We start from the raw sequence: 17,797 nt of genomic DNA on the forward strand, positions 1-17,797 counted from the left end.
GTTCATCACCGGCCACGCATGACCAACGTCGAGCTGTTTCATTACCTGCTGCTGTTGATCTGCGGTGCCGGCGCGCTCACGTGGCTCGCCGAACGGATTTCGATTCCACCGGCCGTCGTGCTGCTGTTCGGCGGCTGTGTCGTCGCGGTCTTCGGCAAGCGCGTGCCCGACATGGACCCGGCGCTGCTGCTCGCAGCCGTGCTGCCGCCGCTGCTGATGTCGAGCGGGTTCTACACCGCGTGGAAGGAATTCCGGCAGGAGCTTGCGTCGATCGCGTCGCTCGCGCTCGGCGCGGTGGTGTTCACGACCGTCGCGGTCGCGTTCGCCGTGCATGCGGTGAACCCCGCGCTGCCATGGGCCGCGTGCTTCACGCTCGGTGCGATCGTGTCGCCGCCCGATGCGGTCGCCGCGAAGGCAATCCTGCAGCGCCACCCGCTGCCCGCGCGGCTCGTCGCGGTGCTCGAAGGCGAAAGTCTCGTCAACGATGCGTCGGGCCTGCTGCTGTACCAGATGGCCGTGTCGGCCGCGCTCGCCGTGTCGATCACGGCCGCGAGCGCCACCGGCCTGTTCTTCTCGCTCACGCTGATCGGTATCGCGGTCGGCCTCGCGTGCGGCCATGCGATGAGCTGGGTGCTGCCGCGCCTGCGCGATCCGATGCTCGGCATCGTCGTGACCTTCGCGATGGCATGGGGCAGCTACGGTGTCGCCGAAGCCGTCGACGGCTCGGGCGTGCTGGCGGTCGTCACCTGCGGCCTCGTGCTCGGCGTGCGCCAGCATCGCGTGTTCGACGCCGACATGCGGATCAAGGCGAAGGCGACCTGGGAAGCGATCGTGTTCGTGCTCGACGCGCTCGTGTTCATCCTGATCGGCCTCGCGCTGCATGCGATCCTCGCGCGCGTGAATCACGAAGGTGCGGTGCTGATGGCCGGCCTGCGCGTCGCACTGCCCGCCACCGCCGCCGCGATCGCCGCGCGCATCGTGTGGGTGTTCGTCGCGATGTGGCTGCCGGGCCGCCTGCGTGCGCCACGCGCCGGCCACGCACCGTGGTCGTGGCGCGAAGCCGTCGTGCTCGGCTGGTCGGGCATGCGCGGCGTCGTGAGCCTCGCGGCCGCGATCGCGCTGCCCGCCAATTTCCCGGGCCGCGACCTGATCCTGTTCAGCACGTTCCTGCTGATCATCGCCACGCTCGTCGTGCAGGGCGGCACGCTCGCGCCGCTGATCCGCGTGCTGAAGCTGCGCCCGGCCGCACGGCACACGATGTCCGAGCATGCGGTGCGCGCGCATACGTTCGGCGCGGCGCTCGCCGAGCTCGACGCTCGCGAGCAGCGCGGCTCGACCCTGGAGCGCGCATCGCTCGACCGGCTGCTGACCGAATACCGCAGCCGCGTTGCGTTCAACGAGCGCGCGCACCGCGACGGCGCGCAGCCTGCGGACGTGCGCGCGCGAATGCTGCGCGTCGAGCTCGAACTGGTGGGCGTGTCGCGCGACGCACTGCTCGACCTGCATCGCGACGGCCGGGTCGACGACGCGGTGCTGCACCGCATAGAATCCGAGCTGGATTTCGAGGAGTTGCGGCTGCAGCGCCTGCTCGAACCCTGAGCGTGCGGCCATGCATGGCCGCACGCCAGCCGATCCCCCTTCCCCACATGGAATTGCAATGAGCGAACTGTCCGTCGAAGCGAGCATCGGCTCGGTCGATTACCTGGTCCACTTCACCGACGGCGTCCACCAGTGGCGCGCCGACGAACCCGCATCGCTCGGCGGCGGCGATACGGCGCCGACGCCCGTCGCGCTGCTGCTGTCGAGCCTCGGCGCATGCACCGCGATCACACTGAAGATGTATGCGCAGCGCAAGGGCTGGCCGCTCACCGAAGTGCACGTGAAGCTCGCGCACGAATCGGGCAGCGCGGGCAGCACGATCGTGCGCCGCATCACGCTCGAAGGCGACCTGTCCGGCGAACAGCGCGAACGCCTGCTGCAGATCGCGAACGCGTGCCCGGTGCACAAGATCCTCACGCATCCGATCACCATCGACACGGCGATCGCCTGACGCGCTCCGCCTCGACTACACGATCCCCACCATGTCCGCCTCGATCAAGACCCTGCTCACGCCGCGCGAAAGCGACATCGGCAACCTCGTCGTGCGCCGCGTGCTGCCCGCGCGCGCCGCCCGCCTCGTCGGCCCGTTCATCTTCTTCGACGAGATGGGGCCGGCCGTGCTGCCGGCCGGCAGCGGCATCGACGTGCTGCCGCATCCGCACATCGGCCTCGCGACCGTCACCTACCTGTTCGACGGTTCACTGATGCATCACGACAGCCTCGGCTTCCGGCAGAAGATCGTGCCGGGCGACGTGAACTGGATGACCGCCGGCCGCGGCATCGTGCATTCGGAGCGCTCGCCCGACGAAGACCGGCCGCGCGATCAGCCGGTCCACGGCATCCAGACCTGGGTCGCACTGCCGGTCGAGCATGAAGACACCGCGCCCGCGTTCGTCCATCATGCGGCCGACACACTACCGTCGTTCTCGCGCGACGGCGCGAGCGTGCGCGTGATCGCGGGTACCGCGTTCGGGCTCACGTCGCCGGTCGCCGTGTTCTCGCCCACGCTCTATGCGGTCGCGCAATTCACGGCAAACGGCACGCTGGCGCTCGATGCCGAACATGAGGAACGCGGCGTGTACCTCGTTGACGGCGACCTCTCGATCGACGGCACGCCGCTCGCCGCCGCGACGATGGCCGTGCTCGAACCGGATGCGACCGTGACGCTCGCGAGCGCGAACGGCGCCCGCGTGATGCTGCTCGGCGGTGCGCATCTGCCGGGCGAGCGGTTCATCGAATGGAATTTCGTGTCGAGCGCACGTGCGAAGATCGATGCGGCCCGCGCGGCGTGGGCCGACCAGACCTTCGGCAAGGTGCCGGGCGAAGAAAACGAGTGGACGCGCCAGCCGGAACGCAAGGCGCAACAAGGTAACAACGCGCAGTAGGCGGGTTCGCCCGCAGGCAAGCCACGCAACGGCCGGCACACATGCCGGCCGTCGTGCGTTTACCGCTTCAATCCCATCAGCTTCGCGAGCGTCGGCCAGCGGTCGAGCGACTCGATGAACGCGCGGCGCGCCTGCTCGTCGACGTAACGCTCGGGATCGAGCGCGGGCAGATGCCGCGCGAGGCCGAGCACGTCGTTCGGTTGCGACAGGCGGTCATCGTCGCTGTCGGCGGGGAGCATTACTGTTCGTCGATCCATACGCCATCCGGAGTTTTCACCGAGTAGCCCGCGGCCGTCTGCATCGTCACCGTGCCCTCGTTCTCGCCCACCATCCGTGTGCGCGGCAGGTCGGCCGCGTACTGCGCGAGCGTCGTGCCCGGCTTGAACGGGCTGTTCGACACGAGGTTCGACAGCAGTTGCGCGAGCGCGAGGAAGCTGGTCGGCTGGTCGATCACGGTCGTCGCGCCGTGGTTGCCGGCAAAGCCGACGAGCCGCACGCCGACCGGCCCGTGCACGATGCGCGGCGTCGGAATCTCGCGCAGCCCCGCGACCTGGTTCTTGTCGCCGCGCAACGCGGCGCCGTGCTCGGGCACGAACACGATCACCGCGCGGCGGCCCGATTGCGCGATCAGGTCGGCCAGGTGATCGAAGTCGTCCATCAGCTTCGTCACGCGCTGCGGATACGAGTCGATGCTCGTGAGCGCGCTGCCGACGACGCGGTTGCCGTCGTGCAGGCTGATCGTGTTGTAGTACAGCGCGACCGGGCCCGGCACCGACGCGCGCTGCGCGTACCAGTTCGCGAGTGTCGCGTAGTCGCTCTTGATTTCCGAGCCGTCGAACGCGTGCATCGCGACGGGCGCGGCCGCGTTCGACACCGGCGGCGCGTCGGGCACGCCGATGTTGTCGTGGATCACCTGCAGGAAGTTGTCGAAGTGGCCGTCGTGGTTCAGCAGCGACTGCACCTTGTAGCCCGCGCTCGCCAGTTGCGAGAACAGGTAGCACTGCTGCGGCGCCGGCTTGTACAGGTCGGCGTGCGCTTCCTGCCCGCAGCTCGCGCGCAGCACGCGGATCGCCGCCGGCCCGCTGTAGCTCGCGGCCGTGCTGAAGTTGGTGAACAGGTAGTCGAAGTGACTCAGCATCGGATGGTTGCGCGCCTTCGCGGCGTCGAGGTCGTCCCACGACAGCGAGCAGATGTGCAGCACGATCACGTCGAACTGCGCGGCCGGATCGTTGCCGAGATGGCCGAACGCGACCTGCCGCTGCGATTCCTGCGTGCGGAACGTCGCGAGCGCGGCGTTGTGATCCTCCGGCTGGCCGGCGAGCGTCGCGCCCGTCGCGGCCGCCTGCTTCGGAAGCGGTGCGACGACGCGCGCCATCAGCCCGCTGCCGGCCTGCCACAACGGCATCACGATCAGCACGGCCAGCACGAACGTCGCGACGCGCAGCCAGCGGTTGACGATGAAGTAGACGATCAGCGCGCCGGCCACCGTCAGCAGCAGCACCGGCGGCAGCAGGCGCGGCAGCAGCTCCATCCAGTACTCGAGGTTGAACGTGCTCACTTCACGCGCGGCCTCGACGAGCCGGGCAAGCGGCGGCGCATGCATCTCGCGCGCGAGCAGCGGCACCGCGATCGCGATCGCGACGACCTGCCGCACGATGCGCCACGCGCGCCGCCGGATCGGCGCGCTCGCCGCGAGCGCCACCGCGAACGCGAGGTTCGCGAGCCAGAACGGCTGCAGGTGCCCGGTCGCGAACAGCGCGAACTTCAGGATGAAATACAGATTCCAGAACGTCATCTAACCCACTCCATGATGAGCGCCGCGTCAGTCGCGCGCCCGATCGAGTTTCGGCGCCAGCATGGCCAGCAGGCCGCGCGCCGCACCCTTCCACATCCGTACGTTGCCGTCCAGGCCGATCCGCAACACTTCCTTCAGCCCGCCCAGCGGCGTGTCGATCCGTTGGCCTTCGTGCCAGTCGAGCCACGCGTCCGCGCGGCCGAACGTGCATTGCACGAGCTGGCGCTCCTGTTCGAGCGTGAGTTCGTCGAAGCTCACGCCGACGTGGGTCGGCGTCACGCGGCTCACGCGCACCGGGAACGGGAACGGCCGGTCGCCGCGCGTCACGCACACCGTCAGCGTGTCGCCGACGGCAAGCGGGAGCCCCGGCACCGCTTCGAGGCCGAGGCCGCCGGTCGAGTAGTCGCTCGTGAAGCACGCGGCGGTCGACCCGTCGGCGAGCAGCAGCATGGCCGGCACGCGCATCGCGATCCGGTGCGTGACGCGCACCTGCTTGGTTTCGCGCGCCACGGCCAGCGCCGCGCCGAGCATCGCGAGGTTGTACACGGTCCAGCCGAGCGTGATCAGGATCGTCGACGCCTCGTCGCCCTGGTCGGCCACGAGCCGCCACACGCCGGCGAGGATCGCGAGCACGTTCATCCCGAACAGCACCAGATATGGCTTCGACGTCGACCAGTCGACGTAGCCTTCGTCGATCTTGCCACCCTTGTCGGTCACGTTGAACTTCCCGTGCTTCGGGCTGAAGAACGCGACGGTGGTCGGCAGCGCGATGTACCACGCGAGCACCGACTCGTAGACCTCGGCCCAGAACGAATGGCGGTAGCGCCCCTGCATCCGCGAGTTCGCGACGTTCGCGAGCACCAGATACGGGATCACGTAGCTCGCGAGCGCGAGCGCCGACGCGTTGATGAAGTACAGGTGGAAGAACAGGTACGCGAGCGGGATCGTCAGGAACACCAGCCGCGGAATCCCGTAGAAGAAGTGCAGCATCGCGTTGCCGTAGCAGATCCGCTGGATGAGGCCGAGCCCGCGCCCGAGGAACGGGTTGTCGATGCGGAAGATCTGCGCCATCCCGCGCGCCCAGCGCGTGCGCTGCTTCACGTGGCCCGCGAGGCTTTCGGTCGCGAGGCCGGCCGCCTGCACGGTCGGCAGGTATGCCGACGTATAGCCGCGCCGGTGCAGCTTGAGCGCCGTGTGCGCATCCTCGGTCACGGTCTCGACCGCGACGCCGCCCACCTCTTCCAGCGCGCTGCGCTTGAGCACCGCGCACGAGCCGCAGAAGAACGTCGCGTTCCACAGGTCGTTGCCCGACTGCACGAGGCCGTAGAACAGGTTGCCCTCGTTCGGGATCTCGCGGAACGTGCCGAGGTTGCGCTCGAACGGATCGGGCGAGAAGAAATGGTGCGGCGTCTGCACGAGCGCGCACTTCGGGTCGCGCAGGAACACGCCCATCGTCGTCTGCAGGAACGAGCGCGTCGGCACGTGATCGCAGTCGAAGATCGCGATGTATTCGCCGTGCGTCTTCGGCAGCGCGCGGTTGATGTTGCCGGCCTTCGCATGGCGGTTGTCGTCGCGCGTCACGTAGTCGATGCCGGCCTCGCGCGCGAACGCCTCGAATTCGGGGCGCTTGCCGTCGTCGAGCAGATACACGCGCAGCTTGGCCGTCGGCCAGTCGATGCTCTGCGCGGCGAAGACGGTCGGCTTCACGACCGACAGCGGCTCGTTGTAGGTCGGGATGTAGATGTCGACGGTCGGCCAGGTGTCGGGATCGTCGGGCAGCGGCACGATCGGCCGGTCGAGCGGCCAGGCGGTCTGCACGAAGCCGAGCAGCAGGATCATCCACGTATAGGCTTCCGCGCCATACAGCAGATAGCCGGCGACGGCCTCGACCGGGCTGCGGAAATCGAGCGTCTGCGTGGTGCGCCACCACATGTAGCGCACCGTCGCGAGCAGGGCGAGCGACGCGAGCGCGAGCGTCGGCAGATGGCCCGGCAGGCGGCGCAGCGCGAGCGCCAGCACCGCGACGATCGCGAAGAACGCGAACTGCGCGCCCGGCATCAGCGGCGACATCCCGGCCGCGGCCCACAGCAGCGCGCCGGCGACCAGCAGCAGCGGCGCGAGCCAGCGGTGCCGGCCGACGCCGTTCGCACGCGCATCGAGCCAGCCGCCCCAGCGCACCCACGGCAGGCGCGCGAGCAGCGCGTCGATGCGCCGGCCGACCGCGCGCCCGGCCAGATAGACGGGCACGACATACTTGTCGAACCACGCGAGCGGATCGCGCGCGGGCCGGCCATCCGCCGCACGCGGCGCCCGCACGATCGCGCGCCACAGCCATTCGCGCGGGCTGAGCGGCTGCAGCACGCCCCACTCCTGCGCCAGCCGCAGCGACGCGACGCGCACCCAGCGGCGCACGTGATCCGGCCGGCCCGGCGGCGGCGCGTGGAAGAACAGCCGCACGATCCAGTCGACCAGCGTGCGTTGCGCCGGCAACCCGATGCCGCGTGCGAGCCAGTCGGCCCCACGACGGCCGGCCGCACGCAGGCGCAGCGCGAAGCCCGCGTTCATCGCGTCGCTCCGCGGCGACCGGCGGCGCTTGCCGCCAGCCACGTATCGACCCAGTTCGCGACGCCGTTCAGGTCGTGCGACGCCTGCGAATACGGCGCGTCGTCGAAGATCCAGCTGCCGCGCGCGAGCGCTTCGGGCACGGCCGCATCGACGTGGATGCGTTGCTCGAGCATCGACGCCGGCCCCGCGACCGCGCGCAGCATGCCGAGCGCGTCGCGCTGCATGTCGCGCGCCGGATTCAGCCGGTTCACGACGATCTGCAGTTCGCCGCCGCCGGCCCGCAGCGCACCGAGCCGCGCGGCCGTCGTCGCGCACGCGGTCGGCTCGGGCGGCACGACGACGAGCGTCAGGTCCGCGCAGCGAATCGCCTGCTCGGCCTGCGTCGACGGATAGCGCGCGGTGTCGATCAGCACGACGCCGTCGGCCGGCAGCGCAATCTCGTCGAGCGCGCGCGCAAGCCACGCGGGATCGGCCGCGAGCCGCGCATCGCATGCGGCGGCGCCGGCCGCGTCGACTTGCCCGTACGGGACGAACAGCACGCCGTCGGCGTTACGCCACGTATGGGCATGCCACGGTTCGCCGCCACCGAGCAGGCTCTGCGCGAGGCCATGCTCGGCCAGCGAGTCGAGGCCGAGCGTCGCGCCCATCAGGTTCTGTGCATCGAATTCGACGGCGACGACCGGCCGGCCGCGACGCGCGAGCAGCACCGCGAGCGCGGCCGTGAGCGTCGTGCGGCCCGCGCCGCCCGTCGTCGACGCAATGGCGATCGTCTTCATCGGGCCGCCTCGCCGCTATGCTCGCCGCGCGCGGCATCGGGCAGCAGCCGCCCGCGCAGCGCGACGGGCACCAGTTCGCACGGCACCGCGTCGCGCCGGTCGATGCCGCGCGGCGCATGAAAACCGCGGCCGATGCCGAGGTGCTGCGCGACGATCCACACCGGCACCGCGATCACGATGCCGACGATGAAACCGATGACGATTTCGGCAATCATGCGACTCCCTCCTTGCGCAGCGGCATCGCGCTGCGGACGGCGCTGCGCTTGCGCGCGGCGGGAATGACGGGCTCCGGCGCCGATGCACCGACAGCCGCGGCCGTCGGTGTCGCACCGATCGCCTCGAGCGCGACGATCGTATCGATCGCGTCGATCGCGCGGCTCACGTCGCTCGCGTCGGGCAACGCCGCGCCGAGGTCGGTGCGCGCGGGCGATGTGCGCGCCGCGCCCGCCGGCTGCGTGGCCGCGAACAGGTCACTGTAGTCGGCAATCGGCGCGCGCCGGTTCTCCGCCTTCAGCGCATTGAGCTCGGTGTCGATGCTGCCGTGCCCGAGACATACGACGCGGTCGGACAGCGTGTCGACCGGCACGTCGAAGATGCGCGCGAGCGCGTCCTCCGCATCGGCCGGTTCGCACGCGAACAGGAACACGTACAGGTGCGCGGCATCGGCCGTCACGACGTCGCCCGCGCGGCGCGGCTTGCAATGGCGCAGCGCGTCGACGTGCGACACGCCCGGCAGCAGCGTGATCTTCGCGAGCGTGTGCGGCAGCGCGAGCACGGCGCCGCGATCGAGCACCGCGCGAATTCGCAGGCAGAACGCGCCGACCGGCAGGTAGCCGAGCACCGAATCGCCGAGCGCGGCCGCGAGCGCCGCGCGATAGTCGGCCGCGACGGGCCGCGCATAGAGCTGGCCGCGCAACGCGTGCACGGCGGCCTGCATGCGCGACACCGGCAAATCGCGCGCGACGACGCGGCTCGCGCCGACGCTCAGCACGAGCACCTCGAACTGCTGGCGCAGCACTTCGCCGCGCTCGACGACCGCGATCTTCAGCGCACCGCCGCACTGCCGGCGTAGCGCGTGAACGTCTGCGCACAACGCTTCGAGCTGCGCATGCGAGCGGAACACGAGCACCGCGGTGGCGGCCTGCGCCTGCGCGCAGGCGGCGACGACGGCCGCGTTGTCTTCGACGATTTCCCAGCCGTCCGGCGCGCGGTTCGTGCCTTCGAGCACCGCGCGGCTGACGACGACACGATCCTCGTCGCTCGCGATCTTCATCCGGTGCGCGGGCTCGGCCGCGCCGCCGTCGACGTTCGCCGACAGACGGCCGCCGGGCGCGAAGCGCAGCGGCCGCACTTCACCGGCCGCAAGCGTGTCGCCCGCCCGCCAGAAATCGACGACCCACAGCAGCTCGCCGTGCGTGCGCTGCAGCTGCGCGACGCCCGAGCAGATACCGTGAAAACCGCTGCGCGGCGTGCGATCCGCATCGCGGACGAGCGGCGCATCGTCGGTGCGCGCGTCACCGCCCGCACGGGTCGCTTCGGGATCGAGCAGCAGCACCAGCGCGATCCGGCGCGTGCGGCACCAGTCGGCGAGTGCGTGCGCCTCGTCGGCGAGCGCGATCGGGTCGTCCCAGCTGAACCAGCGCTGCGCGCCCTCGACGAAATACAGCGAGCGCGCGCGAAAGCCGTAGCGCTTCAGCGCGCGCAGGCCGCCGGTCAGCCGTGCGAACGGACCCGGCGCCGCGCGGCGCGGTGCGTCGGCAATCACGCCGGCGCCGTCACCGCTGGCCGGCTCGGTCACCGGCGGCATCGCCAGCACGTTCAGGTTGCGCGGCCAGCCGGCCGGCTGCGCGCCGCCTGCAAAGCCGCGCGCCTGCATCTGTTCGGCAACGTGCGCCGCGTCACGCGCGAGCACGACCGTCACGTCGCGCGTGCGCGCCTGTCGCGCGCTCTCCCACACGAGCGCATCGCAGGCCGGCGTGGCGCCGGCCGCGTAGATTGCGTACAGGCCGCCGGCTTCCAGTTGCGTCCAAGCATCGGGCAAGCCGTCGATCGCGAGCCGGCTCACCGTGCCGGCGCGGCCGCCGGCCGGCCCCGCGCCCAGCAGCGCACGCAGGCGGCCCAGCAGGCCGGCGGCGCCGAGCGCGGGACGGGTGGCATCGAGTTCCGTATTCACGGCGCGTTCCCCTAGTAATCCGAATAAAGCCGCACCGGCGTCGGCGTGACGAGCCAGCTGCGTTGCGCGCGCGCGTCGAACGCATAGCGCAGATACACGAGCGCCGAACTCGGCGCGTAGTCGTGCGACCGGTCGACCTTCAACTGCGCGCCCACGCTCAGGTGCGGGTTCACGCGGTACTCGACGATCCCGTTGATCCCGTACGAGAACGACACGCCGCGCGTCGAGCTGCCCGTGTACACGAACCCGGCCGCCACCTGCGCGGCCCGCTGGTCCGCCGACATCGGGTAATACAGCGAATCCTTCTCGTAGCTGTTCGAGATCCCGCCGGTGACGGTCAGGTCCCACGACAGCGCATCGTGCCGCCCCGCCCATTCGATCGGCACGCCGAGCGACAGGTAGCGTTGCGGGCTGTAGTAGCCGCCCTGCCCGTACGTGTAGTAGCGCAGGTTCTCCGCGTAGTGCCAGGCATTGCCGACGAGCCCGGTGCTGACCTTCATCGTCGCGCGCTCGTACACGGGCACCGTGAAGCCGGTGCGCAGCGTGACTTCCGCGTTGCGTTCGACGTTGCGGCCGGACAGCACGCCCGCGCCGAGTTCCGCGAACAGGTTCGTGCGGCCGACGTCGACCGACGCGCGCAGGGTCACGCCATCCCGGCGCACGCCGCCCCAGACCGCGCCCGTCCAGGGGTCGCGCATCCCCGAATACGACAGCACGCTGCTCGTTTCCGGGCGCCGCGACGCATTCACCGAGAAACTGGCCGGGCCGGCATCGAAGCGATAGCGCACGCCGCCGACCAGGTAATGCACGGGGAAACCGAGCGGCGACGTACCGAGATCGAAGCGCCATGCGTCCGTCAGGTAGCCGGCGCCGAGCGCGACGCCGGTGGCCGTCTGGTGCCCCGAGCCCGGCGGATTCGCGATCGATGCGGGACTCAACGCGTTCTGCGCCTTGAGCGCCGCGTAGCTGCCGAACGTGGTAAGCGAATACGCGTTCGGGTTGCTCGTGTCGAGCGTGCCCGGGTCGAGATGCACGGTGTCGATCTGCGCGAACACGTGCCCGTCGTAGCGGATCGGCATCTGCATGTAGATCGGCACCTGCTGCGCACGATACGACGAGATGCCTTCGTCGCCCGACTTGTAGGCGGGCGTCCAGCCGGTTTCGATCTCCGGATTGCGCCGCTGCTGGAGATCCGCGAACGCAGCCTGCGCGGGCGTCAGTCCGTCACGGCCCGGGCTCACGCCCGTCGTGCGCTCCTGCGACTGCGACATCCGGTACAGCGACGCCGCATCGTCATAGCGCCCCTGCGCCTCGGCCACGCGGCCGGCCGCGACCGTCACGTCCGGGCGCAACGGATACGCGGCATGCAGCCGGTCGGTCACCTGCCCGGCTTCGTCCGGACGGCGCAACGCATTCAGGCGACGCACGGCCGACAGTTGCGTGTCGACGTCGTCGTCCGGCGTGCGGGCCAGCACCGCCTGCACGCGTGCAAGCGCCGCGGCCCGATTGCCGCTGTCCTCGTCGATGCGGGCCAGCGCGAGCTGCGTATCCGCATCGTCCGGCGTGCGCGCGACGACCGGTGCAAGCGCGGCGCGCGCCGCATCGTAATGGCCTTGCGCCCGTTCGAGATCGGCCAGTTCGAGCGCATAACGCTTGTCCGCGCGGCCGGCCGGGCTCGCACGATCGAGCAGCGTGCGCGCCTGCGCGTAATCCTGCTGCGCGATCGCGTCGTCCGTCTGCCGCAGCACGAGCCGCAGCGACTGGTCTTCGATCCGCGCCGTCTGTGCGGGCGTCAGCGACGGTTCCCGGCGCAGCGTGTCGAGCCATGCGGCCAGCACGTCGTCGCGCCCCGCGCTGCCGAGCAGGTCGCCGTAGCGCAGCCGCACGTCCGCGTCGGCTTCGCGCGGGTGCGCGGCGATCCAGTCGTGCAACGGGGCGAGCCCGCGGTCGGGTTCGCCCGCGTCGATCCATTGCGCGCCGATCGCGGCGAGCATGTCGGGATCGTCCGGCGCACTCGCCTGCGCCTGCGCAAGCGACGCGGCAAACGCCGTGCGGTCGCCGCGCGCGAGCGCACCGCGTGCGTCGGCCAGCGCACTTTGCGCATCGAGCTTGCGCGCCAGCGCGCGCATCCCGTCCGAACGGTGCGCCTCGTCGACCGGCGCGAGCGCGGCCTGCGCGCCCGCGACGTCGTCGAGCGAATTGCGGTACAGCGCGCTCGCGTAGCGCATCTCGGGCGTCGCGCTCTGCGCCAGCCCGTCGTCCATCACCGTCCGGCCGAGCTGCGGCAGCCCCATGTCGCGATAGAGGCGTGCGAGCGCGAAGCGCGTCCACGGCGCGTCGGGCGCCGCGCGCACGGCCGCCTCGTAACGCTGCGCGGCGGGCCCGCGTTCGCCCTTGTCCGCCAACGCGCGCGCCTGGTTCGCGAGCAGGTCGGCACGCAGGCCGTCGAGCGCGCGTCGATCGTCACGGCCCGTCACGCGGCCTTGCAGCGCATCGAGCAGCGGGCCGATCTGGTCCGCGCGGCCGGTGTTCTCGTACAGCGTGGCCGTGCCGCGCACGGCCGCGAGGTCCGGCGAACGTGCGGCCAGCAACTCGCGCAGCAACGGCTCCGCGCGTGCCCAGTCGCGCTGCGCGAGCAACGCGTCGGCAAGCTGCAGCTTCGCATCCGGGCTGTCCGGCTGCATCGCGAGTGCCGCGCGTGCGGTGCGCTCCTCGTCCTGCGGACGGCCTGCCGCGGCCGCCGCGCGGCCCTGCGCGAGCAGCCCCCAGAACTGCGCGGTGCGCGCGAGGCCCTGCCATTTGCCGCGCTGGTCGGTCGACAGCGTCGCGGCGCGCGTGAACAACGTGCGCGCTTCGTCGTGCCGCCCTTCGCGCAGGCGCAGCAGGCCGAGCCCGCCGACCGCGTCGGCGTCGTCCGCCCGCGCCCGCACGGCGCGCGCGAGCAGCGGATCGGCGCCGGCCAGGTCGCCGCGCGCGAGCGCCTGCAGCCCGCGCTGCTGCGCGATGTAGTCGGGATTGCGTTCGAGCTGGCGCTGCGCGTCGCGCTGGCGATCCAGTTCCGCGACGCGGTCGACGAATTCGGTATCGTCCGGCACGAGCGCGAGGTACGCATGCAGTGCGTCGAGATACGCGGGATCGCTGCCGGCCGACTGCAGCACGCGTCGCCACATCGCCATCGCCTCCGTATGGTCGGCGTCGGCGCGCTTCGCGAGCGCCCAGGCGATCCGGTTCGCCTCCGGCCGCGTCTCGGCGCGCTGGTTCAGGAGCCGCGCGAGCGCCATCGTCGCGCTCGTGTCCTGCGGATCGGCCGCGACCGCGCGGCGCAGCGCGGCGATCGCCGGCTCGCGTCCGCCCGGCGCATTCGACACGATCTGGTAATACTCGGCGCCGAGCGCGCCCGACGGCGCGCCGTTCGGAAACAGCGCGACGATCCGCCGGGCCGCTTCGTCCGCGCGGCCGCTGCGCGCGAGCAGGCGGATCTGCGCCATCTCGCCGCGCCCGCTCGTCGCGACGCGGTATTCGTCAGCCACCCGCCGCGTGGCGGGCGCATTCGGCGACTGCGCCTGCAGGCGCGCGAGCGACGCCTGCGCGCCTTTCGCATCGCCGAGCCGCAGCAGCACGCGCACCTGTTCGGCCAGCAGCTCGGGATCGCCCGGCGCGATCAGCAGCCCCTTGCGCAGCGCGTCGCGCGCGAGGTCGTCGCGATGCTTGACGCCCCACATCCGCGCGGTGTCGAGCAGACGCTGCGCATCGGCGGACGCGGCAGTCGCCGGCGCCGCGGGGTTCGCCAGCGGCGCGTGCGCGGCGGTGCCCGGCGCCGCCGCGCACACCGACGACGCGAGCCACGCGAATCCCGCGACGTGCGGCGCGGCGCGCTTCAGCGGGCGGCGCACGCGCGGCCTCCCCAGCGGGCGTCGAGCGTGCCGTCCGCACCGAACCGGTAGCGCCCGTCGCGCCAGCCGAGCCCGAACAGCGTCAGCACGCTCGTGTAGTAACCGGGCGGCGACTGGCGCGCGAGCGTATCGACACGCGCCGCCTGGGCATCGGCCAGCGCGCGCTGGCCGCGTGCGTCGAGGAACGGCACGGCCGCCGCCGAGAAGCCGCCGTTGCCGTCGTTCGGCCCGGCGACGCCGGTCGTCGTGTCGACCTTCTCCGGCGGCGCGCCGTGCGCGGCGATATGGTCGGCGAACGGCGCAAAACGTGCGAGCATCGGCGCGGCGAGCGGATCGGCGCGGTCGAGCATGCCGGCCCACAGATACACGCGGATCGCGTTGTACGCGCTCTCCGCCTGCGTGTCGCGATCGGGCCCGAAACCCGTGCCCGCGCGATACAGCGCCCAGTCGGGCGAGAAGCCTTTCGGGGCGGTGTCGAGCAGCACGCGGCCGGTGCTGGCGGCGAGCGCGGCCCAGCGCTTGTCGTCGGGCAAGCGCGCGCCGAGCGCACGGATCACCTGCGGCGGCGAGTAGCTCGGGTTCACGCGCCACTGGCCGTCGGCGAGCTTGAACCCCGTCGGCCCGGGCAGCAGCGTGAGGCCGAGGCCCGGCACGGTCGCCGTCTCGACGTCGAGCACGCGCTTCGCGAGCAGCGCGCCGCGCGCCGTGTAGCTGCGTTCGTGCCACAGCCGTCCGGCCTCGACGAGCGCATACGCGATCCACAGGTCGGCGTCCGACGCCGCGTTCGCGTCGAGCACGCGCCACGCGCCGTCGGGCGCGCGGCCCCACAGCCACGCGGGCAGGTGCGCGCTCAGGTCGCCCTGCGCGAGATTGTTCTCGGTCCATGCGAGGATCGTGTCGAACATGCGCCGGTCGTTCGCGACCAGCGCGAAGAAAAGTCCATACGCCTGCCCCTCCGATACCGTGCGTGAATCGGCCGAGCCGACGTCGATCACGCGGCCGTCGGCCGAGATGAAATCGCGCTTGAACGCGTCCCAGCGCGGCCACGCCGCGCCGCAGCCCGCGTCGGCCGCGTCAGCCGCAGCGGCTCCCGCGGCCTGCGCACCCGTGGCCATCCCGGCCGCCGCGCACGTCATCGCCACCGCCAGCGCGAGTGCCGCGCCGACGCGCCGCGCCGGCCGCGTTGCCCGTCGCTTCGCCATTGCCCGCGCCATCCGTTACATCCCCCGTCGACGCGCGGCGATTCTCTGCAGCACGCTGAACACGCCGAGCGCGAGCAGCAGCCCCGCCACGACGCCGACCGCGCCGAGCACGACCGGATGCCGCGCCGCCTGCGTCCACACCCGCGCATACCACGGCACGAACCCGACCACGTAAGGCTCGCCGACGCGCAGGCTGTCGACCTGCCCCGGCCGCACCAGCGCCAGGTCGCCCTGCAGCTGCGACACGAGCCCGCCGTTCTCGAACACGTCGAGCAGATCGCCGAGGCGCGGCTGGTCGGTCGCCGTCAGCGCGACGACGCTGCGCCCGCGGCTGCCCGGCAGCTCGAACCCGGCGAGCGCCGCGAGCGAGCCCGTCTGCTCGATATGCGCGCCGCCTTCGGTCAGGCCGACGCCGTTGCGCCAGCGCTCCTTCACCGAGAAGGCGACGCGCGCGGCGCCTGCGCCGCCCGCGCTGCCCTGCTCGCCGATCACGAGCGGCAGCGCCGAGCGCCAGTGCGCGAGCAGCGGCGACGTGGGCGAGCCGTCGATCACGAGGAGATCCTTGCTGCCCGACAGCGCGGCGACGTCGCCGGGCCGCGCGACCTGCACGCGCAGTGCCGGGAAGCCGGTCCATTCGCCCATGTGGCCGAGCATCGTCAGGTAGGCCTCGAGCTCCTGCGGCGACGGCCGGTCGGGCATCACGACGGCCGTCTGCGCCAGGTCGGCGAAGCGCGTGAACGGGAAGCCGCTGTTCGCGAAGAACGCGAGGTTCGGCAACTGCGCGTAATGGACGAAGTGCGAGAAGTCGATCGTCGAATCGGGATCGATCGCCGCACGCTGCGGCTCGGTCGCCGTGCTCGAGCACAGGCCCGTCTTCTGCGAATCGAGCGTGAAGCGGAACTGCAACTGGTTGCCGCTGCCGACCCGGAACGCCGGGATGTCGACGTCGCTCGTCACGCGCCCTTCCGGCACCGACAGCAACGGCAGCTGCATGCGGCCGTGCGCGTCCTCGGCATGGGCCGGCCCGAGCCGGTACGACTTCACGAGCTGGTCGTTGATCTCGACGGCGAGCGTCGAGTTGTCCTGCACCGTCGGCGCCGTGTAGCGGTAGCGCAGCGTGATCGGCACGCCCGCGCCGTTCCACGAATGCAGGTCGGACGGCACGCGCAGGTTCAGGCGAATGGCGTCGGGCGTGGTGCCGCGCACTTCCAGCTCGCGCGTATCGGCGACGAGCTCCCGGAACGGGATCGGCCGGTTCACCGGCAGCCAGCGCGGCGCGTCGTACGGTTTGCGCGGCGCGCCGAGATCGACGTGCGCGACCGTCGCCGACGGCCCCGACAGCGCCACGCGGCCCAGCACGAGCGTCGCGACCGCGTCGTCGACCTCGGCCGCCGTGCGGCCCGTGACGACGAGCAGCTTGCGCCCCGGCGCGGCCGGGTTGTCGGCCACCGCGAGCAGCGGGCCGTTGATCGACGGCAGCGCGAGGCCGGCCGGCAGCGTCGCGGCCGTGCCGATCACCACCGCCTGGTCGTCGGCCGGCAGCCCGGTCGACACCGGGAAGCGCGCATGCCGGTAGTCGGCCAGCGCGCCGAACCACGACGCGAGCACGCCCGCGCTGCGCAGCGTCGCCGAATCGGGCGACGCCGGCAGCACGAACGGCAGCCGCACGCGGCCGTTGTCGCGCCGGTCGAAGAACGGCGCGGGCAGCAGCGCGAGATCGTTCGGCAGGCGGACCGGCGATTCGTCGAGGATCAGCTCGCTCTTCGGGCTCACGTCGGCCCACAGCGCCGAGTTGGCCGGATCCTCGCAATGGTCGAGCGTGTAGTGCGCGATCAGGCGCAGGCCGATCTGGTTGAAATCCGAGAAGTAACGCGGATCGATCGGGATTTCTTGCGTGACCGTGCGGCCCGCCTGCGCGGCGTCGAACGGAACGGTCGCGATGACCTCGCCGTTCACCGACACCTTCAGGTGCGACATCGGGAACACGAGCGACGGCGAATACGCGTAGGTCAGGCGCAGCCGCGCGCCGGTGACCACGCGGTCGAGCCGCACGCCCGCATTGATCGTGCGGGCGTCGTCTGCGCCGCGCAGGCGCAGCGGATCGAACGCGCCGAGCGACGCGAACGGCAGGCGCACCGTCGTCACCGGCAGCCCGGCTGGACTCGCGCTGGCCGCCGCGGGCGCGGCCGCGAGCACCGGCGCCGGCGCAGCGCCGGACGCGGCGGCGACCGGCACGGCCGGCAGCGGCGCGGCCGACAGCGCGGCGGCATGAAACGCGCCGGCCATCGCGGCCGAGAGGACGAGCAGCGACACGGCCGGCTTCATGCGGCACTCCGTTTCGTCAGGATCATCCGGTCGTCCGTCGCATCGCAATCGATGCACGCAAAGCAGCTATGCCCGTGAGTGAAC

12 protein-coding genes are annotated in these 17,797 nt (G+C 71.7%); 3 read left to right on the plus strand and 9 right to left on the minus strand.

The features are described from left to right. The first annotated feature begins 18 nt into the window (after positions 1–18). The 3 genes from CFB34_RS16980 to CFB34_RS16990 are packed head-to-tail and all read left to right on the plus strand — an operon-like array spanning position 19 to position 2,984. A complete protein-coding gene (locus CFB34_RS16980) occupies positions 19–1,599 on the plus strand; it encodes a Na+/H+ antiporter (RefSeq protein ID WP_089439813.1) in 1,581 nt (526 codons plus the stop codon). 58 nt (positions 1,600–1,657) lie between these two features. Further along, positions 1,658–2,050 carry an OsmC family protein gene (locus CFB34_RS16985; protein ID WP_046545423.1) on the plus strand — a complete coding sequence of 131 codons (393 nt, stop codon included), beginning with the start codon at positions 1,658–1,660 and terminating at the stop codon, positions 2,048–2,050. Positions 2,051–2,081: 31 nt separating this feature from the next. Next, positions 2,082–2,984, plus strand: coding sequence for a pirin family protein (locus CFB34_RS16990; RefSeq protein WP_089439812.1), 903 nt, complete (start codon positions 2,082–2,084; stop codon positions 2,982–2,984). Positions 2,985–3,043: 59 nt separating this feature from the next. Here the strand turns inward: CFB34_RS16990 and CFB34_RS16995 are convergent, their stop codons facing one another. Genes CFB34_RS16995 through bcsB form a run of 9 tightly spaced genes read right to left on the minus strand, consistent with a single transcriptional unit; the run spans position 3,044 to position 17,713 of the window. Further along, the gene (locus tag CFB34_RS16995; protein ID WP_089425132.1) at positions 3,044–3,241 is read right to left on the minus strand and encodes a hypothetical protein; all 198 of its coding nucleotides are present in this window, start codon (positions 3,239–3,241) and stop codon (positions 3,044–3,046) included. After that, a complete protein-coding gene (bcsG, locus tag CFB34_RS17000) occupies positions 3,223–4,779 on the minus strand; it encodes a cellulose biosynthesis protein BcsG (RefSeq protein WP_089439811.1) in 1,557 nt (518 codons plus the stop codon). The genes CFB34_RS16995 and bcsG overlap by 19 nt, the downstream gene beginning before the upstream one ends. 27 nt (positions 4,780–4,806) lie before the next feature. Further along, complete coding sequence (bcsA, locus tag CFB34_RS17005) at positions 4,807–7,344, minus strand: UDP-forming cellulose synthase catalytic subunit (RefSeq protein ID WP_089440386.1); 2,538 nt, start codon at positions 7,342–7,344, stop codon at positions 4,807–4,809. Next, complete coding sequence (gene bcsQ, locus CFB34_RS17010) at positions 7,341–8,120, minus strand: cellulose biosynthesis protein BcsQ (RefSeq protein WP_089439810.1); 780 nt, start codon at positions 8,118–8,120, stop codon at positions 7,341–7,343. Before bcsQ ends, bcsA begins: the two co-directional genes overlap by 4 nt. After that, on the minus strand, positions 8,117–8,335 hold the full coding sequence (locus CFB34_RS17015; RefSeq protein ID WP_089439809.1) for a hypothetical protein: 219 nt from the start codon (positions 8,333–8,335) through the stop codon (positions 8,117–8,119). The genes bcsQ and CFB34_RS17015 overlap by 4 nt, the downstream gene beginning before the upstream one ends. Continuing rightward, on the minus strand, positions 8,332–10,293 hold the full coding sequence (bcsE, locus tag CFB34_RS17020; RefSeq protein ID WP_089439808.1) for a cellulose biosynthesis protein BcsE: 1,962 nt from the start codon (positions 10,291–10,293) through the stop codon (positions 8,332–8,334). Before bcsE ends, CFB34_RS17015 begins: the two co-directional genes overlap by 4 nt. Positions 10,294–10,304: 11 nt before the next feature. After that, a complete protein-coding gene (locus tag CFB34_RS17025) occupies positions 10,305–14,186 on the minus strand; it encodes a cellulose synthase subunit BcsC-related outer membrane protein (protein WP_089439807.1) in 3,882 nt (1,293 codons plus the stop codon). Continuing rightward, the gene (gene bcsZ, locus CFB34_RS17030) at positions 14,171–15,400 is read right to left on the minus strand and encodes a cellulose synthase complex periplasmic endoglucanase BcsZ (RefSeq protein WP_089439806.1); all 1,230 of its coding nucleotides are present in this window, start codon (positions 15,398–15,400) and stop codon (positions 14,171–14,173) included. Before bcsZ ends, CFB34_RS17025 begins: the two co-directional genes overlap by 16 nt. A 3-nt stretch (positions 15,401–15,403) precedes the next feature. Next, positions 15,404–17,713 (minus strand): cellulose biosynthesis cyclic di-GMP-binding regulatory protein BcsB, encoded by a 2,310-nt coding sequence (gene bcsB, locus CFB34_RS17035; RefSeq protein ID WP_089439805.1) that lies wholly within the window; start codon positions 17,711–17,713, stop codon positions 15,404–15,406. Positions 17,714–17,797 lie beyond the last annotated feature (84 nt).

Source organism: Burkholderia sp. HI4860, from assembly GCF_002223045.2.
GTDB lineage: Bacteria > Pseudomonadota > Gammaproteobacteria > Burkholderiales > Burkholderiaceae > Burkholderia.

What these genes read in the sequence shown, in the direction of transcription:
- CFB34_RS16980 (WP_089439813.1), top strand. Translation starts at nt 19, where the DNA reads ATGACCAACGTCGAGCTGTTTCATTACCTGCTGCTGTTGATCTGCGGT.
- CFB34_RS16985 (WP_046545423.1), top strand. Translation starts at nt 1,658, where the DNA reads ATGAGCGAACTGTCCGTCGAAGCGAGCATCGGCTCGGTCGATTACCTG.
- CFB34_RS16990 (WP_089439812.1), top strand. Translation starts at nt 2,082, where the DNA reads ATGTCCGCCTCGATCAAGACCCTGCTCACGCCGCGCGAAAGCGACATC.
- CFB34_RS16995 (WP_089425132.1), bottom strand. Translation starts at nt 3,241, where the DNA reads ATGGATCGACGAACAGTAATGCTCCCCGCCGACAGCGACGATGACCGC.
- bcsG (WP_089439811.1), bottom strand. Translation starts at nt 4,779, where the DNA reads ATGACGTTCTGGAATCTGTATTTCATCCTGAAGTTCGCGCTGTTCGCG.
- bcsA (WP_089440386.1), bottom strand. Translation starts at nt 7,344, where the DNA reads ATGAACGCGGGCTTCGCGCTGCGCCTGCGTGCGGCCGGCCGTCGTGGG.
- bcsQ (WP_089439810.1), bottom strand. Translation starts at nt 8,120, where the DNA reads ATGAAGACGATCGCCATTGCGTCGACGACGGGCGGCGCGGGCCGCACG.
- CFB34_RS17015 (WP_089439809.1), bottom strand. Translation starts at nt 8,335, where the DNA reads ATGATTGCCGAAATCGTCATCGGTTTCATCGTCGGCATCGTGATCGCG.
- bcsZ (WP_089439806.1), bottom strand. Translation starts at nt 15,400, where the DNA reads ATGGCGCGGGCAATGGCGAAGCGACGGGCAACGCGGCCGGCGCGGCGC.
- bcsB (WP_089439805.1), bottom strand. Translation starts at nt 17,713, where the DNA reads ATGAAGCCGGCCGTGTCGCTGCTCGTCCTCTCGGCCGCGATGGCCGGC.